Genomic DNA, 18069 nt, shown 5'->3' on the forward strand with positions numbered 1-18069 from the left:
CCCGCAATCCGCTACTGTTCGCGTGAGCGCTTGCCTGGCTTGCTCCAGTTGACGGTGGCCTGGTGCCGGTCGTCATCTTCGGTATGCAGGTAACGCCGGGTGGTTTCAATCTGCGAATGACGCAGATTCTGGCTGACTGTCAGCAGCGGCAGGCCGGCCTCCAGCTGATGCGAGGCCGAACTGTGCCGCAGCCAGTGCGTGGTGGCGTGTTCCAGATTGGCGGCAATCTGGCTGTGACCGCAGGCCCTGGCATCATCTGCTGCTGATTTCATGATCGACTTGATGATTTTGTACAGCGAGTCGGCACTGATCGCGGCCATTTCCCCGTACACACTGCACACCAGCGGCGTGGTTTCGCCCGGCGAGGGCAGGGGAGTCAGCCCCAGAAAGCCGCGATAGCGTTGCAAGGCAGCCAACAGGGCAGCCGGCACCGGCACCAGCCCCTCCTTGTCACCTTTCCCTGTCACCCGGAACCACCAGTTGCCCCGGATCAGCCGCATGTCAGCCATGCGTGCCGCCGGGATTTCGCGCAAACGTGCAGCGGTGTAGTAGTACAGCGAAATAATCCACAAGGCCCGCTCGGCATGGCGCTTTTCCCGCTCGGTTTCCGCCGGCAATGTTTCCAGCCAGTTGAACAGGAAATCGATGGTTTCTTTTTCCAGCAGACGTTCGTCATGAATGGCCCGCGCTTCGGGCGAACGCCCGCGTTTGAGCGCGAACGGGTTGTGGCGCAGATAACCAGCCTCAACCAGGTAGCGGAACAGATTGGCCAGAATGACCTGGGCTTGCAGGCAGGATGATTCCGACAAGCCGTGTTTGTGCGGCGACCACTTGGCAAACGGCTTCCAGTCAGGATGGCTGCGCGGCCGGGTTGGCCCGCACCAGCTGACATCCGGATTACGCAGGAAATCGCTGTATTCCAGCACATCATCACGATTGATGTCGGACAGGTTCTTGCCGCGCTTGAGTGAGGCCCACAGCAAAAAGCGTTCGGCCTCCTTGCGATACGAATCCAGCGTGCGCGGCCGCTTGCGGTATTCCTTGAGCCAGGTGCGCACCGCCTCGACATCGGAATCGGCATCGATCAGGCAGGCGCCTTGCTGGCGATTCCAGCCATGTGCCGTAGCGGGCTGCAGCGTGGACGAGCTGGCAGCGGCCGATTCGGTCTCTGTCTCAATCATCAAGGCAGGGAAATTCAATCAATCACTCCGACGGCAGCCAAAAGCGCCAGCAAAAGCACCAAGGCGATGATGGTTAATTTATAATTTTTCATTTAAATAAATATCAACATTATGTGGATAATGGTGAATTATAACTGGATTTTTGTCGGCTCGCCTGCTCTTGCCCATGAGCAATCACCCGTTCAGCTTGGGCTGTAACACCGATAAATCCCGCCCGCAGGGGAGGTGTGGCCGGACGCCCTGTCGGGATGATTCCAGCGCATCCTGGCCTCAAACAGGTCGCAGACCGAGGCAAGGCATCCAGAGGCCTGGCACCCAGAAGTAAGGCACCCACTGGTTCACGCAATCCGGGTAGTTTTTGTGGAGTGCCGTCGTTTGCGCTATCGGGTCTTGCTGGTGCCGGCGATGCGTAGCAAGACCCGATACAGTCAATAAGCATTCGTAGCCAGGCTCATTTGGCATTGGCCTGCCATGGCCCAGCCAGAACCACGCAAACATGCCTTGGTTTTATCGCGATAATCTGACAACCAGTCGGTTACGACCGGGCAAGTTCTGAATCGGCATTGATTATCGCGTGTCCGACTCACTGCAGGGCTGGGGCTGATCTGCATGACGACCTTAGGACTGGCCGAGCACGTGGGCCAGTTGATCGGGTTGGTCAAGGCAGGCCCGACGCGGCACTGTGGCAGACTCATTTCCTTGCAGGATCTACAGCGCATCACATTGATTAATCCAGCAGGTGTTCTCACGCATACGCGGTCACGCTGCATCAAACATAATTGTCAATTTGACATAATATATATTATGCGAATCGACGAAGCAGGCCAATGTAAATTACCCTGCAAGGGACAAGCTACGGGACAAACCATGTCCTTGCTGTGGTCATATATGGCTTCTCACCCGCCAGGCTGGCCGTTACCATAGCTGGCTTGACCCACCGCACTGAAAGACAAGCACCATGCAATACCGCAAGTTGGGCGATACCGATGTTTCGGTCAGCGTGATCGCTCTGGGTACCATGACCTGGGGCGAACAGAATACCGAAGCCGAAGCGCATAGCCAGATTGATCTGGCACTGGAACATGGCGTCAACCTGATTGATGCTGCCGAAATGTACCCGGTGCCGCCGCGCCCGGAAACCCAGGGCTTGACCGAGAGCTATATCGGTAGCTGGCTGAAAAAGTCCGGCCTGCGCGAGCGTATTGTGCTGGCCAGTAAGGCCGTTGGCCCGGCAAGCGATCCCAAGCGGCCCAGCCACTTTCGCGATGGCAAGCCGCACTTCGATCGCAAGAATCTGACCCAGGCGCTGGATGCCAGCCTGCGCCGCCTGCAAACCGATTATCTGGATCTGTACCAGCTGCACTGGCCGGATCGCACTGCCAATACCTTTGGTACGCTTGGTTTTCCCTGGCAGGATGATCCGGATGGCAGTACGCCCATCGAGGAAACGCTGGCCATTCTCAAGGAGTTTATCGATGCGGGTAAAATCCGCGCCATTGGCTTGTCCAATGAAACGCCCTGGGGTCTGGCACAGTTTCTGAAAGCCTCGGAAAACCTGGGTTTGCCACGGGTGGTGAGCATCCAGAATCCTTACAGCCTGCTCAATCGGCTGTTTGAGATCGGCCTGTCCGAGTTCAGCCGTCGGGAAAACATTGGTTTGCTGGCTTATTCGCCGCTGGCTTTTGGCGTGTTGTCCGGCAAGTATCTGAATGGTGCACGGCCTGCGGCTGCCCGCCTGACGCTGTTCGAGCGCTTTACCCGCTATAGCAGTGAAGGGGCTGCATTGGCGGCGCAGGCTTATGTCGATCTGGCACAACGCCACGGCCTGAGTCCGGCCCAGATGGCGCTTGCTTTCGTCAATAGCCGCCCTTTCGTGACCAGCAACATCATTGGTGCGACCACCCTGCCCCAATTGCAGGAAAATCTGGACAGTATCCATTTGACGCTGGATGAGACCGTCATGCAGGAGCTGGAAGCCATTCATGGCCGCATGCCCAACCCCTGCCCTTGAGCCCGGCCTTGCCCGCTGACGTAAAAAAGCCCTGGTTTATCAGGGCTTTTTCTTGGGCAGACATGCCTGTCAGGCTTACTCGATGTCTTTTTCGCGCTGGTACAGAGCGTAGCTGAAAATCGGCCAGCCAGATGCTAGGGCCTGTTCCAGTGTCAGCTGTTGCGGCTGCCAGTGTTCCGGCTGATCGTCATCGAATTCGCCGAACACGTCGTACAGGGTGGCAGACAGCACGTCATCCAGTTCGTCGGCGGATTTCATTTCCACCACGATGAAGTCGTACATTTTTTCCCATTCGCTGGAATTGCGCATCGGGATCTTGAAGAACACCATACTGTTACTCCTGTTATCAATGCGGGCCGCAAGGCTGCGACCCTGCTTCATGTTGCGCTGGGCGCTATCTTACCATTTGCACGGAATTGTTCATCCCCGTCTGGGACAAAATGCTGCGCCTGAAGTTTGCGTGACGACCGCCCGTTGGGACTTTTCAGTCATCGTCGCCCTCCCCGGCGGCATCGCCCAGCAAGTGGCCGGGCAGCTGCTTGTTGGGCTTGATGCCCATCTTGCGCAGCCTTTCTGCACTGGACAACAAGTTGCCGCGCCCGCTGGAGAGTTGCTTCATGGCATCGCCAAACGTGTCGCGGGTACTATCCAGCTGTTTGCCGAGTTTTTCCATATTGCCGACGAAGCCGGCCAGCTTGTCGTACATGGCACCGCTTTGCCGGGCAATCTCCTGGGCATTCTGGTTCTGGTATTCGTAGCGCCAGATGCTGGCCACGGTACGCAGGGTAGCCAGTAGCGTGCTGGGGCCAACAATCATGATGCGCCGCTCGAATGCCTCGTTGAACAGGCTCATGTCGTGCTGCACGGCCAGCAGATAGGCTGGCTCGACCGGAATGAACATGAAGACGAAATCAACGGTATTGAGGTGGTAGAGATCCTGATAACGTTTTTCCGACAAGCTGCGAATGTGCTGGCGTATGGCCGTTGCATGCAGTTTCAGCTCTTGCTCGCGCACGGCCGCGTCATCGCTGGCCACATAGCGTACATAGGCATTGAGACTGACCTTGGAATCAACCACCAGTTGCTTGCCTTCCGGCAGGTCGATCACCACATCGGGCTGGTAGCGTTTGAGGCCATCTTCGGTCTCCACTATATCCGACACTTGCACCCGGTATTCTCGGTCACGGGTCAGGCCGGATGTTTCCAGCACCTTTTCCAGCACCATTTCGCCCCAGCCACCCTGGGTCTTGTTGTTGGCACCGGTCAGCGCCTGAGTCAATGCCACCGCATCCTGGTTCAGTCGGGTATTCAGCTCCTGCAGGCGGCGCAATTCGTGTTCCAGTGTCAGCCGCTCTTTGGAGTCCTTGTCATAAGTATCCTGCACCAGCTTGCCAAAACCCTGGATGCGTTCGTGCAGCGGGCCAAGCATGGCACCGATATTTTGCTGATTCTGTTCGGTAAACCGTTTGGATTTTTCTTCGAGGATGTCGCTGGCTAATGCCTTGAACTGATTACTGAGCGTTTCGCGGGCTTCGCTGAGCAAGGCCAGTTTTTCGGCGGATTGCTGTTTTTCCTGTTGCAGCAGGGTTTGCAGCTCTTGCTCCCGGCCGCCCAGTCGCACCACTTCCTCGCCGTGCAGGCGCAGTTGCTGCTGCTGTTGCTGCCATTCGCTGCGCAGCTGCTCCAGCTGTTTGACTTGCTCCTGCCGGCTGGCCCAGTGCGCTGCGGTTTGTTGCTGTGCTTCGTTCAACTGTTGGCGCAGACTAGCCTGCTCCTGCTGCAATTTGTCTTCGCGTTGGGCGGCCTGCGCACTGTTGTCCTGCGCTGCTTGCAGTTGCGCCTGCAAAGTGGCTTCGCGCTGCAGCCATTGCTGTAACTCCAGCTGTTGACGGCGCTGTAGTTGGTAACGCGCCAGCAGCAGGCCGCTTGCCGTGCCCAGTAATATACCCAGTGCCAACTCAATCATCGGTTCATCCTGAAGCATGTCGGTTGCGGGCAAGCATAACTGATTATTTGATTTTGTACCAATTCATGAAGGGCCTTTGCATCAGCATTGCCGGCAGCGCCTGCTGCGGTTGTTTCCGATCAGATCGAATGGATTTCCGTACCGGGCAAAGAATATTCCCAATATCGACCGGTGGCGCAATGATCCAGGAATTCTGGGACAAAATAGCCTTCCTCCGTTGCAACCGCAACGTCATCAAACCACTGCTTGCAAAGCCATTGATCATGCCCAGTCTTCAGCCATTTTTACAGCACATCCAGGCCCGCAACCCGGATCAGCCAGAATACTTGCAGGCGGTAAGCGAGGTCGTCGCCAGCCTGGAACCTTTTTTGCAGCAGCATCCCCGCTATACCGAGCATGCCTTGCTGGAGCGGCTGGTCGAGCCGGAGCGCATCGTGATGTTCCGGGTCTGCTGGACCGACGACCATGGCCGGGTGCAAGTCAATCGCGGTTACCGTGTCCAGCACAGCATGGCTATTGGTCCTTACAAGGGTGGCATCCGTTTTCACCCCTCGGTCAATTTGTCGGTGCTGAAGTTTCTGGCGTTTGAACAAACCCTGAAAAACGCACTGACCACCCTGCCGATGGGCGGAGCCAAAGGTGGTGCTGATTTCGACCCCAAGGGCAAGAGTCCGGCCGAGGTGATGCGATTCTGCCAGGCATTTGCCAGTGAATTGCGTCGCCATATCGGTGCCGATACCGATGTGCCGGCCGGCGATATTGGTGTCGGTGGCCGCGAAATCGGTTATATGGCGGGCATGGTGAAGAAACTGAATAATCGCGCCGACTGCGTGTTTACCGGCAAGGGACTGAGTTATGGCGGTTCGCTGATGCGGCCTGAGGCCACCGGTTTTGGCACGGTATATTTTGCACAGGAGATGCTGCAGACCCGTGGCTTATCACTGGAGGGTTTGCGTATCAGCGTGTCCGGCTCCGGCAATGTGGCGCAATACGCAGTGGCCAAGGCGATGGAACTGGGTGCCAAGGTGCTGACGGTTTCCGACTCCGGCGGCACAGTCTTTGACGAGGCGGGTTTTACCCCGGAGAAACTGGCCGAGTTGATGGAAGTGAAAAACCACCTGTATGGCCGCGTCAGCGATTATGCGGCCCGCGTCGGACTGCCGTTTCATGCGGGCATCCGTCCCTGGGGCGTGCCGGTGGACGTTGCCCTGCCCTGCGCCACCCAGAACGAGCTGAATGAGAGCGATGCGCGCCAGTTGATTGCCAATGGCGTGTGCTGCGTGGCCGAAGGCGCAAACATGCCCTCCACGCTGGAGGCGGTGCGTCTGTTCGAGGAGGCTGGCGTACTGTATGCCCCGGGCAAGGCCAGCAATGCGGGCGGCGTGGCCACCTCTGGCCTGGAAATGAGCCAGAATGCCGCTCGGCTGAACTGGAGCCATGGTGAGGTTGACGCCCGCCTGCACTCCATCATGCAGGGGATTCATCAGGCTTGCCTGCTTCATGGTCGCGGGCCGGATGGTCGCCACAGCTATGTGCGCGGTGCCAATATCGCCGGTTTTGTCAAAGTGGCGGATGCCATGCTGGCGCAAGGCGTGCTGTAGCGCCGGGCGGTCGGTGGCCATTTGCCGCTGGCCGCAGATCTGGCCTGCGGTGATAATGCACTGTCATGAACCCTGTCCAGTTTATGCCATGCGCTTCCTACTTTTGCTGCTGACTCTGCCTGTCCTGTATACGCCATTGGCTGTTGCCGATGACATCCCGCCGCACCTGCAACTGGCGCGCCAACTACTGGAGGACGTCAGTCCGGCGCGCAATAGTTATCAGCACAATGGCAGGGTGCGCTGGAAGGGTGACTTTGGATTGTTTGGCAGCGTCACTGAGCCGGAAGTCAAGACGGACTGTAGCGGCCTGATCGACGCCCTGTTCGAGCGCGTCAATAGCCAGGCACTGGCTGCCGTGCACCATGGTCACTGGAAGGGCTATCCCAAGGCGGAAAACTACTTCGAGGCAATTGCCAGCGGCGAGGGATTCCTCCGGCGCGAGGTGATAGCGCAAGTGCGGCCGGGCGATATCTTTGCCGCCAAGTATCAGAATGAAAAAGACACCGGGCATGTGATGATCATCAACGCCATGCCACAGCCACTGAACCCGTCAAAAAAGCCGCAAATCGATGGCACCCTGCAGTGGGCGGTGGAGGTGATCGACTCCTCAAGCGCCCACTGGAAAGGCGATACACGCTATCGCGAGGATGGCAGCCAGCAAACGGGCATCGGGCGTGGCACTATCCGGCTCTACACCTTGCCGGATGGTAGTCTGGCTGGCTGGGCCTGGTCGCTGGGGCCGGCCAGCCGCTATCGCGATCACGACCAGTTGGCCATCGGCCAGCCGCTCTACCAATAGTGATGCCGGTTTATTCTGCTGCCTCCCAGTGCTGCAGGTAGATCTGCAGCTCCTTGCGTCCCTGCCATTCATTCGCTACCAGCTGGTAGACGGCATTGATATTGTCCGGCAGCCAGTCCACCTGATTGAACAGCATGGCGTCGAATTCCTGGCCCTGCTTGGCAATGCGCAACTTGAGATGCTTGTCGCCCACTACGCGCTGGCTCATCACCGCAAAGCGGTCGTAAAAATACGGGACCGGAAAGCCCTGCCCCCATACCTCGGCTGCCAGTTCTTCGGCAAAGGGCAGGTGCAATTCACGCGCATCCAGCCCGCCATCGGTCTCGATGGTGCGGGTCAGTTGGTTTTCATCCAGCAGTTCGCGCGCCACCTGCTCGAACGCCTGTTGGAATTCGCCAAAGCGCGCCTCGGCCAGCGTCATGCCGGCTGCCATGGCATGGCCGCCGAATTTCAGGATCAGGCCTGGATGGCGCTTGTAGACCAGATCCAGCGCATCGCGCAGATGAAAACCGGGAATGGAGCGACCGGAGCCCTTGATTTCCCCTTCGTCGCCGGGGGCGAACACGATGGATGGTCGATGAAAACGCTCTTTCAGCCGTGACGCCACAATGCCGACCACCCCTTGATGCCAGTCGTCGCGGTATAAGGTGAGCGTGTAGCGGTCGGCCGGATCAAAGCTGGCCAGTACCGCCAGCGCCTCGTCCTGCATGCCGTGCTCGATCACCCGGCGCTCGCGGTTGAGCCGGTCCAACTCCTGTGCCAGCGTCATGGCCTGGCTTTCACTGCCAGCCAACAGGCAGGCAATGCCCAGGCTCATGTCATCCAGTCGCCCCGCGGCATTCAGCCGTGGCCCCAGGGTAAAACCCAAATCAAAGGTATTGGCCTTGTAGTGGGCGCGGCCGGCAATGCGAAACAGCGCGGCAATGCCCGGCGCCATGCGTCCGGCGCGCATGCGACGCAGGCCATTTTCCACCAGGATGCGGTTGTTCTGGTCCAGCCTGACCACGTCGGCCACCGTGCCCAGCGCCACATAGTCCAGCAGCTCACCCAGATTCGGCTCGGTCTTGCCGGCATATACCCCGCGCTGGCGTTGCTCGGCACGCAAGGCCATCAGCACATAGAACATCACCCCCACCCCGGCCAGATTCTTGGAGGGAAATTCGCAGCCGGGCTGATTGGGGTTGACGATCAGCGCCTGCGGCAGGGTATCGCCCGGCAGGTGATGGTCGGTAATCAATACTTCGATGCCCAGCTCGCGTGCCCGCTCTACCCCGGCCACGCTGGCAATGCCGTTGTCCACGGTGACGATGATGTCCGGCTGGCTTTGCGCTGCCAGCTCGACAATTTCAGGCGTCAGGCCATAGCCGTATTCAAAGCGGTTGGGGACGATGAAGTCCACCTTGCCGCCCAGCATGGACAAGCCCTTTACCGCAACCGAGCAGGCGGTTGCGCCATCGGCATCGTAATCGGCCACCACCAGCATGCGCTGGCCGCTGGCGATGGCATCGGCCAGGCGCTGAGCCATGGCCTGGATGTTCTTCATCTGCTGATAAGGCAGCAAGGCCTTGAGGGCGTAGTCCAGCTCTTCGCAGCCGGCAATGCCGCGGGCGGCATACAGACGGGCCATCAGCGGACTCAGCCCCTGGGCAACCAGGGTGGAATGCGAGTCTGCGGAGACACTGCGGGTAACAATGTGCGACATAGTGTTCTCAGTACACGGCGGCCAGCGCTTGTGGCCGCTGCCAGAATTTCCACAGCGCGTGGCGGGAAATGGTTAGTTCGAAACCAGCCGGGCCATGGCACAGCAAGCGTAGCTGCTGCAGTTGACCCTGTTTCAATAGCTGCAGCAAGGGAGCAAACCAGTCCTGTTCCATGCGCTGCAGTTGTTCGCGCCAGCCCCAGGCGTCGCGGTACTGCGCGGCGGCCAGCAAGGCATCTTGTACCAAGAGCACATGCTCACACTTGCCAGCTGCCGCCAGCAAGCCATCGCAGGCGTATGGGGCTGCGTCACAGGGCAGCCCGGCTGCCGTCGCCTGCAGTTGCAGCAGCTCATCATCGGCCAGAACCAGATCCGGCCGCTCCACTGCGCTGCCCGGTCCTGCCTCGACGGCATCGCCCCACAGCCAGACGCTGTTGACCGGCAACTCGCCGCGCGCTTCGCGTTCATCATTCAGCGGGTGGATATACAGCAGCATCTGCATTTCATTGAGCAGGCGGCTCCAGTGCAGGCCGCGCTCGCCGGCAGGCAGGTGTTCGTTGACGTTCTCCCCCACGGCATCGGGCAGCGGGGTAAAGCTAGCCCGGCTGGCATCGGGTAGTTGCAGCAACCAGCGCCCCGGCTGTGATGCATGAAATTGCAGGCCGTCTTCGGCAAAGTGCTGATTCAGGCTGAGCAGCAGTGCATCGGCCTCGTGCTGGGCGAGGGTCATCACCCCGACGTCGGCCAGCAAGGCGCGGTCACGGTCGATGCGCACATGCACCGGATCGGCCAGCAGCCAGTGGCCGGCGCCCAGTCCGGCGCGTTGCGCCAGCTGGCTGGCGATGCTGGCACCAGGCATGCCCAGCGGTTGCTGATACAGGCTGCTCAGGGTGCTTGGTGCGGTGTGCCGGGTTCCGCGCCCCAGCAAGGTGGATAAGGCAGGCAGCGCCAGTCCACGGCAAACTTCGGCCCAGTCATGGGCATCCAGCCAGCTCAGGCCGGGCATCAGCAGTGTCAGCTTCATTGATTGAGGTACGGGCAGGTGGCGGGCAAGTTTCTTGTCCGCACGGCACTCGGCAGCGAGGCCAAGTCCTTCATTGAATGGATGGTTTTCGGAACTTATGACAGCAGGACTCAACCAAGTTGGTCGGGCGCACTGCCACTTGTCACAAAACCTGTATTTTCCCGGAAGCACGCATGGCGTCCACCAAAAGATGAATTATCGCAAACTGCTGCAGTTACCGCAAAATTGTACCCGCCGTCTGATCAATCACCACCTCAGCTGGCTGGGCTTGGCTGCCAGCCTGCCCTTGTTCGGCATGGCCACCGCCTTTGCCGTGGCGCCGGGCGACCCGCAGCCGGCAGCCGCCGAAGTGCGCCAGCGCATGGTCACCGAAAAGCTGGCCCTGCCCGTTTTCACCCCGCCAAGCAATGGCACGCGCTACTGGCGCAATGAAACGGTGAATCGTGGCGACACCATTGCCCACGTACTGAACCGGCTGGGCGTGCGCGATAGCGAGGCGCGGCGCTTCCTGTATTCCAGCCCGCTGTCGCGTGACCTGCTCAAGCTGAACACCGGTGCCACCCTCGCCGTGGAAACCAGCGATGAGGGCGAGCTGTACGCCCTGCGTTTTCTCAATGATGACGAAAACGGCGAAAAAGTGCTGGTGGCCATCGCCAAGCAGGGCGATCAATGGCAAGCCAGTGCCGACCCGCTGGCGACCGAGAGCATGGACAGCCTGCGCTCCATTACCGTCCGCCGCAGTGCCGTGCGCGAGTTGCAAGCGGCGGGTGTGCCGCGTGAGGTGATGGCACAGCTGGCGGACATTTTTGCCGACCAGTTCTCACTGGACAGCTTGCAGCCCGGCGACAGCATTCAACTGGTATTCGAAAGCCTGATCTACAACGGCAGCCCCATTGCCAATGGCAATATCCTGGCAGCAGAAATCAGTCGTGGCGGTCAGTGGCATCGCGCCTTTTACTTTGCCCATGATAGTGAAAGCGGCGCCTATTACGATGCAGCTGGGCGACCGGTCAAAAAAGGCTTCAGCCAGCAGCCGGTAGCCCATTACCGTATCAGCTCGGGCTTTGGCACCCGCTATCACCCGGTATTGCATTCCCTGCGCATGCACCAGGGCGTGGATTACGCCGCCGCACCGGGGACGCCCATTGTTGCGCCGGCCGATGGCGTGATCAGTGCTGCAGAAACGCAGAATGGCTATGGCAAAGTCATCACCCTGAGACATAATGCCAAGCTGAGCACGCTGTATGCGCACATGCAGCGTTTTGCCCCCGGCGTGAAGGTGGGCAAACCGGTCAAGGCCGGCGATCTGCTGGGCTATGTCGGCAGCACCGGGCGCGTTACCGGGCCGCATCTGCACTTTGAGGTAAAACTCAATGGCCAGGCGGTCGATCCGGCTACCGCCGCCCTGCCCGCCCCGGGCCTGGCCGCCAGCCAGCGCCTCGCCTTTGCCAAACTCAGCCGCCAGCTCACCGACAAACTGGCGCTATTGCGTGACACGCCGGGAACGATTGCACAACTGGATTGATGAAAAGACCGGAGCAGATGACGGAACGCTATATCGGACTGATGTCCGGCACCAGCCTTGATGGCGTGGACGCAGTTTTGCTGAGCATGGACGAACAAGGCCGTCCTCGGGTCGAGGCTGACAGCTTTCTGGCCTTCCCGCTGGCAATCCGCCAGCAGGTTCTGCAACTGCAACCGACGGGGCCGAACGAGCTGGATCGCGCCGCACGGCTGGGAAATGAATTGGCCCGGTTGTATGCCGAAGTGGTCGCGCAACTGCTGGCCGAACAGCAGCTCCCGCCCTCGGCCATTACGGCCATCGGCTGTCACGGCCAGACCATCCGCCATGCCCCGCATGCCGGCTATACCTTGCAGATTGGCAATCATGCGCTACTGGCCGAGTTGACCGGCATCGACGTCATTGGCGATTTTCGCAGCCGCGATGTCGCAGCAGGTGGCCATGGCGCACCGCTGGTGCCGGCCTTTCATCAGCATGTTTTTGCCAGCGACGCGGAAAATCGCGTCATCCTGAATATTGGCGGCATCAGCAATCTGACCCGTCTGGCGAATGGCGCAGCTGTTATCGGTTTCGATTGCGGCCCGGGCAATATGCTGCTGGATGCCTGGTGCCAACGCCACACCGGTGCCAGCTTTGATGCCAATGGCAGCTGGGCGGCCAGTGGGCGGCTGCATGTACCGCTATTGCAGCAGATGTTGGATGAACCATTTTTCCGCTTGCCACCGCCCAAAAGCACGGGGCGCGACCTGTTCGATCTGGCTTGGCTGCAGGCCCAACTGGCGCAGCAGCCCGATATTCCTGCATCCGACGTGCAGCAAACCCTGCTGCAGCTGACTGCCCACAGTATTGCTGATGCCATTACCCGCCACTGTCCGGATACCCGCAGCGTTTATGTTTGCGGCGGCGGCGCGCTGAATGCCGCGCTGATGCAGGCCCTGCAGCAGCAACTGCCGCAACAGGTCATCAGCAGTACCGCCGCATTGGGTTTGCCGGTGCACCAGGTGGAAGCCGCTGCCTTTGCCTGGCTGGCCTGGCGCTTCACTCACCGCCTGTCGGCCAATCTGCCGGAGGTGACCGGCGCCAGCGGGCTGCGGGTGCTGGGCGCACTCTATCCGCGCTGAACCAGCACAGCGGCCGTAGGCCTGACAACGCCAGCCACTCTGAGTGGCCTTGTCAGGCTATAATCAGCCACTGTCATAGCCCATAACGAGAAAAATGCGACTTTTCAAAAGAAAGGCCGTCGTCAAGAACAGTCAAACGCCATTGCCGCCCAAGCTTGCCAGCCTGCTGCGCGAAGCCTGGTGGCTGCTGATGGCCGTTGCTGCGGTCTACCTGGTGCTGGTGCTGGCCAGCTACTCCGCACAAGACCCTTCCTGGTCACATAGTTCGTCCGACCCTACCGTGCGCAACTACGGCGGCGCTTTCGGCGCCTGGCTGTCCGACATGCTGCTCTATGTATTCGGCCTGTCCGCCTGGTGGCTGGTGGTGTTCTGCCTGGTGGCCATCGCCTGGGGCTACCGCCGCATGGAAACACTGGGTTTTCGCCTCAATCCGATGACGCTGGCCGCCATGGGCGGTTTTTTCCTGCTGCTGCTGTCCAGCTCCAGCGTGGAGGGCATCGTCCTGGCCAGCAAGCAACTGAACTTGCCGCTGACTGCCGGCGGCATGCTGGGGCACTGGCTGGGCAAGGCCCTGGCGCATGGTCTGGGCCAGTCTGGCGCCTATCTGCTGCTGTCCGTAAGCGGGGCTATAGGTTTCTCCCTGTTCACCGGCCTGTCCTGGCTGGACATCATGGAAAAAATCGGTGGCACGCTGGAAGATGGCGTGCTCAAGCTGTGGCATGGCTGGCAGGCGCGCAAGGATAGGGAAATCGGCCGCGAAACCGCCCAGCAGCGCGAGGCCAAGGTCAGTACTGAAAAGAAAAAGCAGGAAGAAAAAGCCCCGGTACGCATCGAAGCCACGCTGGCTGAAGTGCCACTGTCGCCCAAGGTACAAAAACCGGTGCAGCAATCGCTGTTTGCCGACCCCGACCGTGGCGAGCTGCCCGGACTGAGCCTGCTGGAAGCGCCCAAGGATCAGCATGAGCCGGTATCTGCCGAAACGGTGGAATACACTTCACGCCTGATCGAGCGCAAGCTGGCCGACTTCGGTGTCGATGTCAAAGTGATAGCCGCCTATCCCGGCCCGGTGATTACCCGCTACGAGATCGAACCGGCGGTCGGTGTCAAAGGCGCGCAAATCGTCAATCTGATGAAAGACCTGGCGCGCGCCCTGTCGCTGGTGTCGGTACGGGTGGTGGAAACCATCCCTGGCAAGACTTATATGGGCCTGGAACTGCCCAATCCGAAGCGGCAGATCGTGCGCCTGTCGGAAATCATCGGCTCCGATGGCTACCAGAACATGAGCTCTCGCCTGGCCATTGCCGTCGGCAAGGATATTGCCGGCCAGCCAGTCACGGTGGATCTGGCCAAGATGCCGCACGTACTGGTGGCCGGCACCACTGGCTCGGGCAAGTCGGTGGCCATCAATGCCATGATCTTGTCGCTGCTGTACAAATCGACGGCGCGTGAAGTACGCCTGATCATGGTCGACCCGAAAATGCTGGAATTGTCGGTCTATGAAGGTATTCCGCACCTGCTGGCTCCCGTGGTCACCGACATGAAACAGGCCGCCAACGCGCTTAACTGGTGCGTGGGCGAAATGGAACGGCGCTACCGCCTGATGTCCAAGCTGGGCGTGCGCAACCTGGCCGGCTACAACCAGAAGATCAAGGATGCCGACAAGGCTGGCGAGAAAATCCCCAACCCTTTCAGCCTGACCCCGGAAACCCCCGAGCCGCTCGACTCCCTGCCGCTGATCGTGGTGGTGATCGACGAATTGGCCGACCTGATGATGGTGGCCGGCAAGAAGATCGAAGAACTGATCGCCCGCTTGGCCCAGAAAGCGCGTGCCGCCGGCATTCACCTGATTCTGGCCACCCAGCGCCCCTCGGTAGACGTGATTACCGGCCTGATCAAGGCCAATATTCCGACACGGATTGCCTTTCAGGTGTCCAGCAAGATCGACAGCCGCACCATTCTCGACCAGATGGGTGCTGAGGCCTTGCTGGGGCAAGGTGACATGCTTTATCTTCCGCCAGGCTCCGGCTACCCCAATCGGGTGCATGGTGCTTTTGTTGCCGATGACGAAGTGCATCATGTGGTGGAATTCCTCAAGACCACCGGCGAGCCCGACTACATTGAAGGCATACTCAGCGGCCAGAGCGAGGCTGACGAGGGTGCCGCCGCCAGTGGCGGCGATGTCGATGGCAGCGGCGAATCCGACCCCTTGTACGACGAAGCTGTTGCCATCGTGGTCAAAACCCGCAAGGCTTCCATTTCTTCGGTGCAGCGGCATTTGCGCATAGGCTATAACCGCGCGGCGCGGCTGATCGAACAAATGGAAAGCGCAGGCCTGGTTTCCGCCATGGAAACCAATGGCAATCGCACGGTATTGGCGCCGGCACGCGAGGATTAAGCCGGCAGCGCCAGCCATGCAGCAAGACAACTCGGCCACCGGCTATCCTGCCGGTGGCGCAACCCAGCACCGGTAGCGAGAAACCCATGTCCGGATACCTTCCAGAGCCCCCCTTCTCTCATGACAGCCAGGCCAAGACCGGCATTTTGCTGATTAACCTGGGAACGCCAACAGCCCCCACCGGCCAGGCGGTACGTCCTTATCTCAAGCAATTCCTGTCCGACACCCGGGTTATCGAAATTCCCAAAACCGTCTGGTGGCTGATTCTGAATGGCATCATCCTCAATGTGCGGCCGAAAAAATCTGCCGAAAAATACGCCAGCATCTGGAGTAAGGACGGCTCACCGCTGCTGGTGAATACCCGCAAGCAGACCAGTCTGCTCAAGGGCCTGCTGGGCGAACGCGGCATGCGCAATATTGTGGTCGACTACGCCATGCGCTACGGCCAGCCATCGGTCGAAAGCGTCATTCAGAACATGCGCGCCCAGGGCGTGGACAAGCTGCTGGTACTCCCCCTGTATCCGCAATACGCTGGTTCATCCAGTGCTACCGCCCTGGATGATGTATTCCGCGTACTGATGAAGCTGCGCAACATGCCCGAGCTGCGCACGGTGCGTCACTTTCATGACGATCCAGGCTATGTCGACGCACTGGCGCAACAAGTGCAGGCGCACTGGCAGCAGAATGGCCGGGCAGAAAAATTACTGATGAGTTTTCATGGTGTGCCGCGCTTCACCCTGGACAAGGGCGACCCCTATCACTGCGAATGCCTGAAAACCGGGCGTCTGCTGGCCGAACGACTGGGCTTGAGCAAGGAACAATACGTGGTCAGCTTCCAGAGCCGCTTTGGACGTGCCGAATGGCTGCAGCCCTATACCAGTGCCACGCTGGAACAACTGGGCAAGGCTGGCACCAAAAGCCTGGATGTGATTTGCCCTGGCTTTGTCTCTGACTGTCTGGAAACGCTGGAAGAAATCGCCATGGAAGGCAAACACAGCTTCCAGAGCAGCGGCGGCGGTGAGTTTCGCTACATCTCTTGCCTGAATGACAACCCGCAATGGATTGCTGCACTGGCGGGCATTGTGGGGAAAAATCTTCAAGGATGGCAGGAAGTTATAGAACAAGATACCGCCCAGCGCCAGCAGCGCGCGCAGTCGCTTGGGGCCAAGAGCTGACCTTCGGAAAAATAAATTTTAAACGCCCGAATAAACCCCGTTGACACTCGCGCAAACTGCTCCCCATAATCAGCGCAGCTGGTAGCCATTCCAAAAGAATGGCCTGAATCAGTAATGAGCAAGGTCTGAATTTCAATCAGACTGCTCGCAGAGATCGCCAAGTCTACATAGATAAGATCAGGGGAAATAAAATATGAATAAGTATGCTCGTCTGAGCCTCATCGCTGCTGCCGCCATGACCCTGGCTGCCTGCGGCAAACAAGAGCAACCGGCCGCTACCGACGCTTCCGCTCCCGTAGCGGCAGCCAGCACCGGCGGCGACGTGACCGTCAAGATCGGTCAGGTATCCCCGATGTCCGGCCCGATCTCGCATCTGGGCAAAGACAACGAATTTGGCGCCAAGCTGGCCATCGAAGACCTGAACGCCGAAGGCGTTGAGATCGGCGGCAAGAAAGTCAAGTTCGAACTGGTTTCCGAGGATGACCAGGGCGATCCGAAAATCGGTACCCAGGTTGCCCAGCGCCTGGTTGATGCTGGCGTCGTTGGCGTGGTTGGCCACCTGAACTCCGGCACCACCATCCCGGCGTCCAAGATCTACTCCGATGCAGGCCTGCCGCAGATTTCCCCGTCCGCCACCAACCCGGACTACACCAAGCAAGGCTTCAAGACCACCTTCCGCGTGATCGCCAATGACGTGCAGCAAGGCACCGCACTGGGTCAGTTCGCTGCTGACGGCCTGAAAGCCAAGAAGGTCGCCATCATCGACGACCGTACCGCTTACGGCCAAGGCCTGGCCGACGAGTTTGAAAAAGCCGTCAAGGCCAAGGGCGTGGATGTGGTTAAACGCGAGTTCACCACCAACACCGCTACCGACTTCAATGCCATTCTGACATCCATCAAGGCTACCAAGCCGGACGTCATCTTCTACGGCGGCATGGACGCACAAGCCGGCCCGCTGGCCAAGCAGATGAGCCGTCTGGGGATCAAGGCCAAGCTGATGGGTGGCGATGGCTGGCAGACTCCGGAGTTCATCAAGCTGGCTGGCGACGCTTCTGAAGGTCAGTTCTCCTCCAGCTGCGGCGTTCCGCGCGACAAGATGCCGGGCTTTGCTGCCTTCAACGACAAGTTCAAGGCCAAGTTCAACACCGAAGTACAAATCTACGCTCCGTATGAATACGATGCCGTACGTGTACTGGTTGATGCCATGAAGCGTGCCAAGTCCACCGATCCCAAGGTATATCTGCCGGAAGTGGGCAAGACCGACTACACCGGCGTAACCGGCAAGATCACCTTTGACGACAAGGGCGACATCAAGAATGGTGCCGTTACCGTTTATCAAGTCAAGGGCGGCAAGTGGGAAGTGGTTTCCACTGTAGGTGGCCCGGCTGCAGCAGCCAGCGCTGCTCAGTAATCACCTCCTGCTTCACCAGAAAAGCGCAGCCAAGGCTGCGCTTTTTTTACGCCGGTCACCAAGTGGATCCGGCCATTTTGACGGTGAGCTGATCTGGATCAGCCACAAAGGTTGACGAAATGCTGCAGAACAACAAAAATGTCCGGGTCAGTGGCGTAGATTGT

The 18069-nt window shown here is 59.4% G+C and carries 13 protein-coding genes; 8 read left to right on the top strand and 5 right to left on the bottom strand.

Annotated elements, in window-relative coordinates; genetic code table 11:
* Positions 1-11: 11 nt before the first annotated feature.
* Positions 12-1181 carry a tyrosine-type recombinase/integrase gene (locus EAY64_RS02655; RefSeq protein WP_103523237.1) on the bottom strand — a complete coding sequence of 390 codons (1170 nt, stop codon included), beginning with the start codon at positions 1179-1181 and terminating at the stop codon, positions 12-14.
* Between the two features lie 958 nt (positions 1182-2139).
* On the opposite strand from EAY64_RS02655, the gene EAY64_RS02660 reads away from it, so the two are divergent.
* Positions 2140-3192, top strand: a complete 1053-nt coding sequence (locus tag EAY64_RS02660) for an NADP(H)-dependent aldo-keto reductase (RefSeq protein WP_103523238.1) — start codon at positions 2140-2142, stop codon at positions 3190-3192.
* A gap of 75 nt (positions 3193-3267) precedes the next feature.
* Here the strand turns inward: EAY64_RS02660 and EAY64_RS02665 are convergent, their stop codons facing one another.
* Together EAY64_RS02665 and EAY64_RS02670 are read right to left on the bottom strand one after the other, a co-directional pair.
* Positions 3268-3522: a hypothetical protein gene (locus EAY64_RS02665; protein ID WP_103523239.1), complete on the bottom strand. Its 255-nt coding sequence runs from the start codon at positions 3520-3522 to the stop codon at positions 3268-3270.
* Between the two features lie 154 nt (positions 3523-3676).
* Positions 3677-5158, bottom strand: coding sequence for a DNA recombination protein RmuC (locus EAY64_RS02670; RefSeq protein ID WP_226034141.1), 1482 nt, complete (start codon positions 5156-5158; stop codon positions 3677-3679).
* Between the two features lie 263 nt (positions 5159-5421).
* Between EAY64_RS02670 and gdhA the strand changes: the two genes are divergently transcribed.
* Entirely contained in the window at positions 5422-6759 is a 1338-nt protein-coding gene (gene gdhA / locus EAY64_RS02675) for an NADP-specific glutamate dehydrogenase (RefSeq protein WP_199105658.1), read from the top strand.
* 88 nt (positions 6760-6847) lie between these two features.
* Positions 6848-7558 (top strand): hypothetical protein, encoded by a 711-nt coding sequence (locus EAY64_RS02680; protein WP_103523241.1) that lies wholly within the window; start codon positions 6848-6850, stop codon positions 7556-7558.
* A gap of 10 nt (positions 7559-7568) precedes the next feature.
* Here EAY64_RS02680 and recJ read toward each other — a convergent pair whose 3' ends face one another.
* Complete coding sequence (gene recJ, locus EAY64_RS02685) at positions 7569-9260, bottom strand: single-stranded-DNA-specific exonuclease RecJ (protein ID WP_103523242.1); 1692 nt, start codon at positions 9258-9260, stop codon at positions 7569-7571.
* Between the two features lie 7 nt (positions 9261-9267).
* A complete protein-coding gene (locus tag EAY64_RS02690; protein ID WP_103523243.1) occupies positions 9268-10281 on the bottom strand; it encodes a hypothetical protein in 1014 nt (337 codons plus the stop codon).
* Between the two features lie 190 nt (positions 10282-10471).
* On the opposite strand from EAY64_RS02690, the gene EAY64_RS02695 reads away from it, so the two are divergent.
* From EAY64_RS02695 to EAY64_RS02715, 5 genes are all read left to right on the top strand, one after another.
* Positions 10472-11806 (top strand): M23 family metallopeptidase, encoded by a 1335-nt coding sequence (locus EAY64_RS02695; RefSeq protein WP_103523244.1) that lies wholly within the window; start codon positions 10472-10474, stop codon positions 11804-11806.
* 17 nt (positions 11807-11823) lie between these two features.
* Positions 11824-12924 carry an anhydro-N-acetylmuramic acid kinase gene (locus EAY64_RS02700; RefSeq protein ID WP_103523287.1) on the top strand — a complete coding sequence of 367 codons (1101 nt, stop codon included), beginning with the start codon at positions 11824-11826 and terminating at the stop codon, positions 12922-12924.
* A 94-nt stretch (positions 12925-13018) separates the two neighbouring features.
* On the top strand, positions 13019-15319 hold the full coding sequence (locus EAY64_RS02705; RefSeq protein WP_103523245.1) for a DNA translocase FtsK: 2301 nt from the start codon (positions 13019-13021) through the stop codon (positions 15317-15319).
* 86 nt (positions 15320-15405) lie between these two features.
* On the top strand, positions 15406-16494 hold the full coding sequence (gene hemH / locus EAY64_RS02710; protein ID WP_103523246.1) for a ferrochelatase: 1089 nt from the start codon (positions 15406-15408) through the stop codon (positions 16492-16494).
* Positions 16495-16687: 193 nt separating this feature from the next.
* Positions 16688-17905, top strand: coding sequence for a branched-chain amino acid ABC transporter substrate-binding protein (locus EAY64_RS02715; protein WP_103523247.1), 1218 nt, complete (start codon positions 16688-16690; stop codon positions 17903-17905).
* Positions 17906-18069 lie beyond the last annotated feature (164 nt).

It is taken from the genome of Aquitalea palustris (genome assembly GCF_003693445.1).
In the GTDB taxonomy this organism is placed as follows: domain Bacteria; phylum Pseudomonadota; class Gammaproteobacteria; order Burkholderiales; family Chromobacteriaceae; genus Aquitalea; species Aquitalea palustris.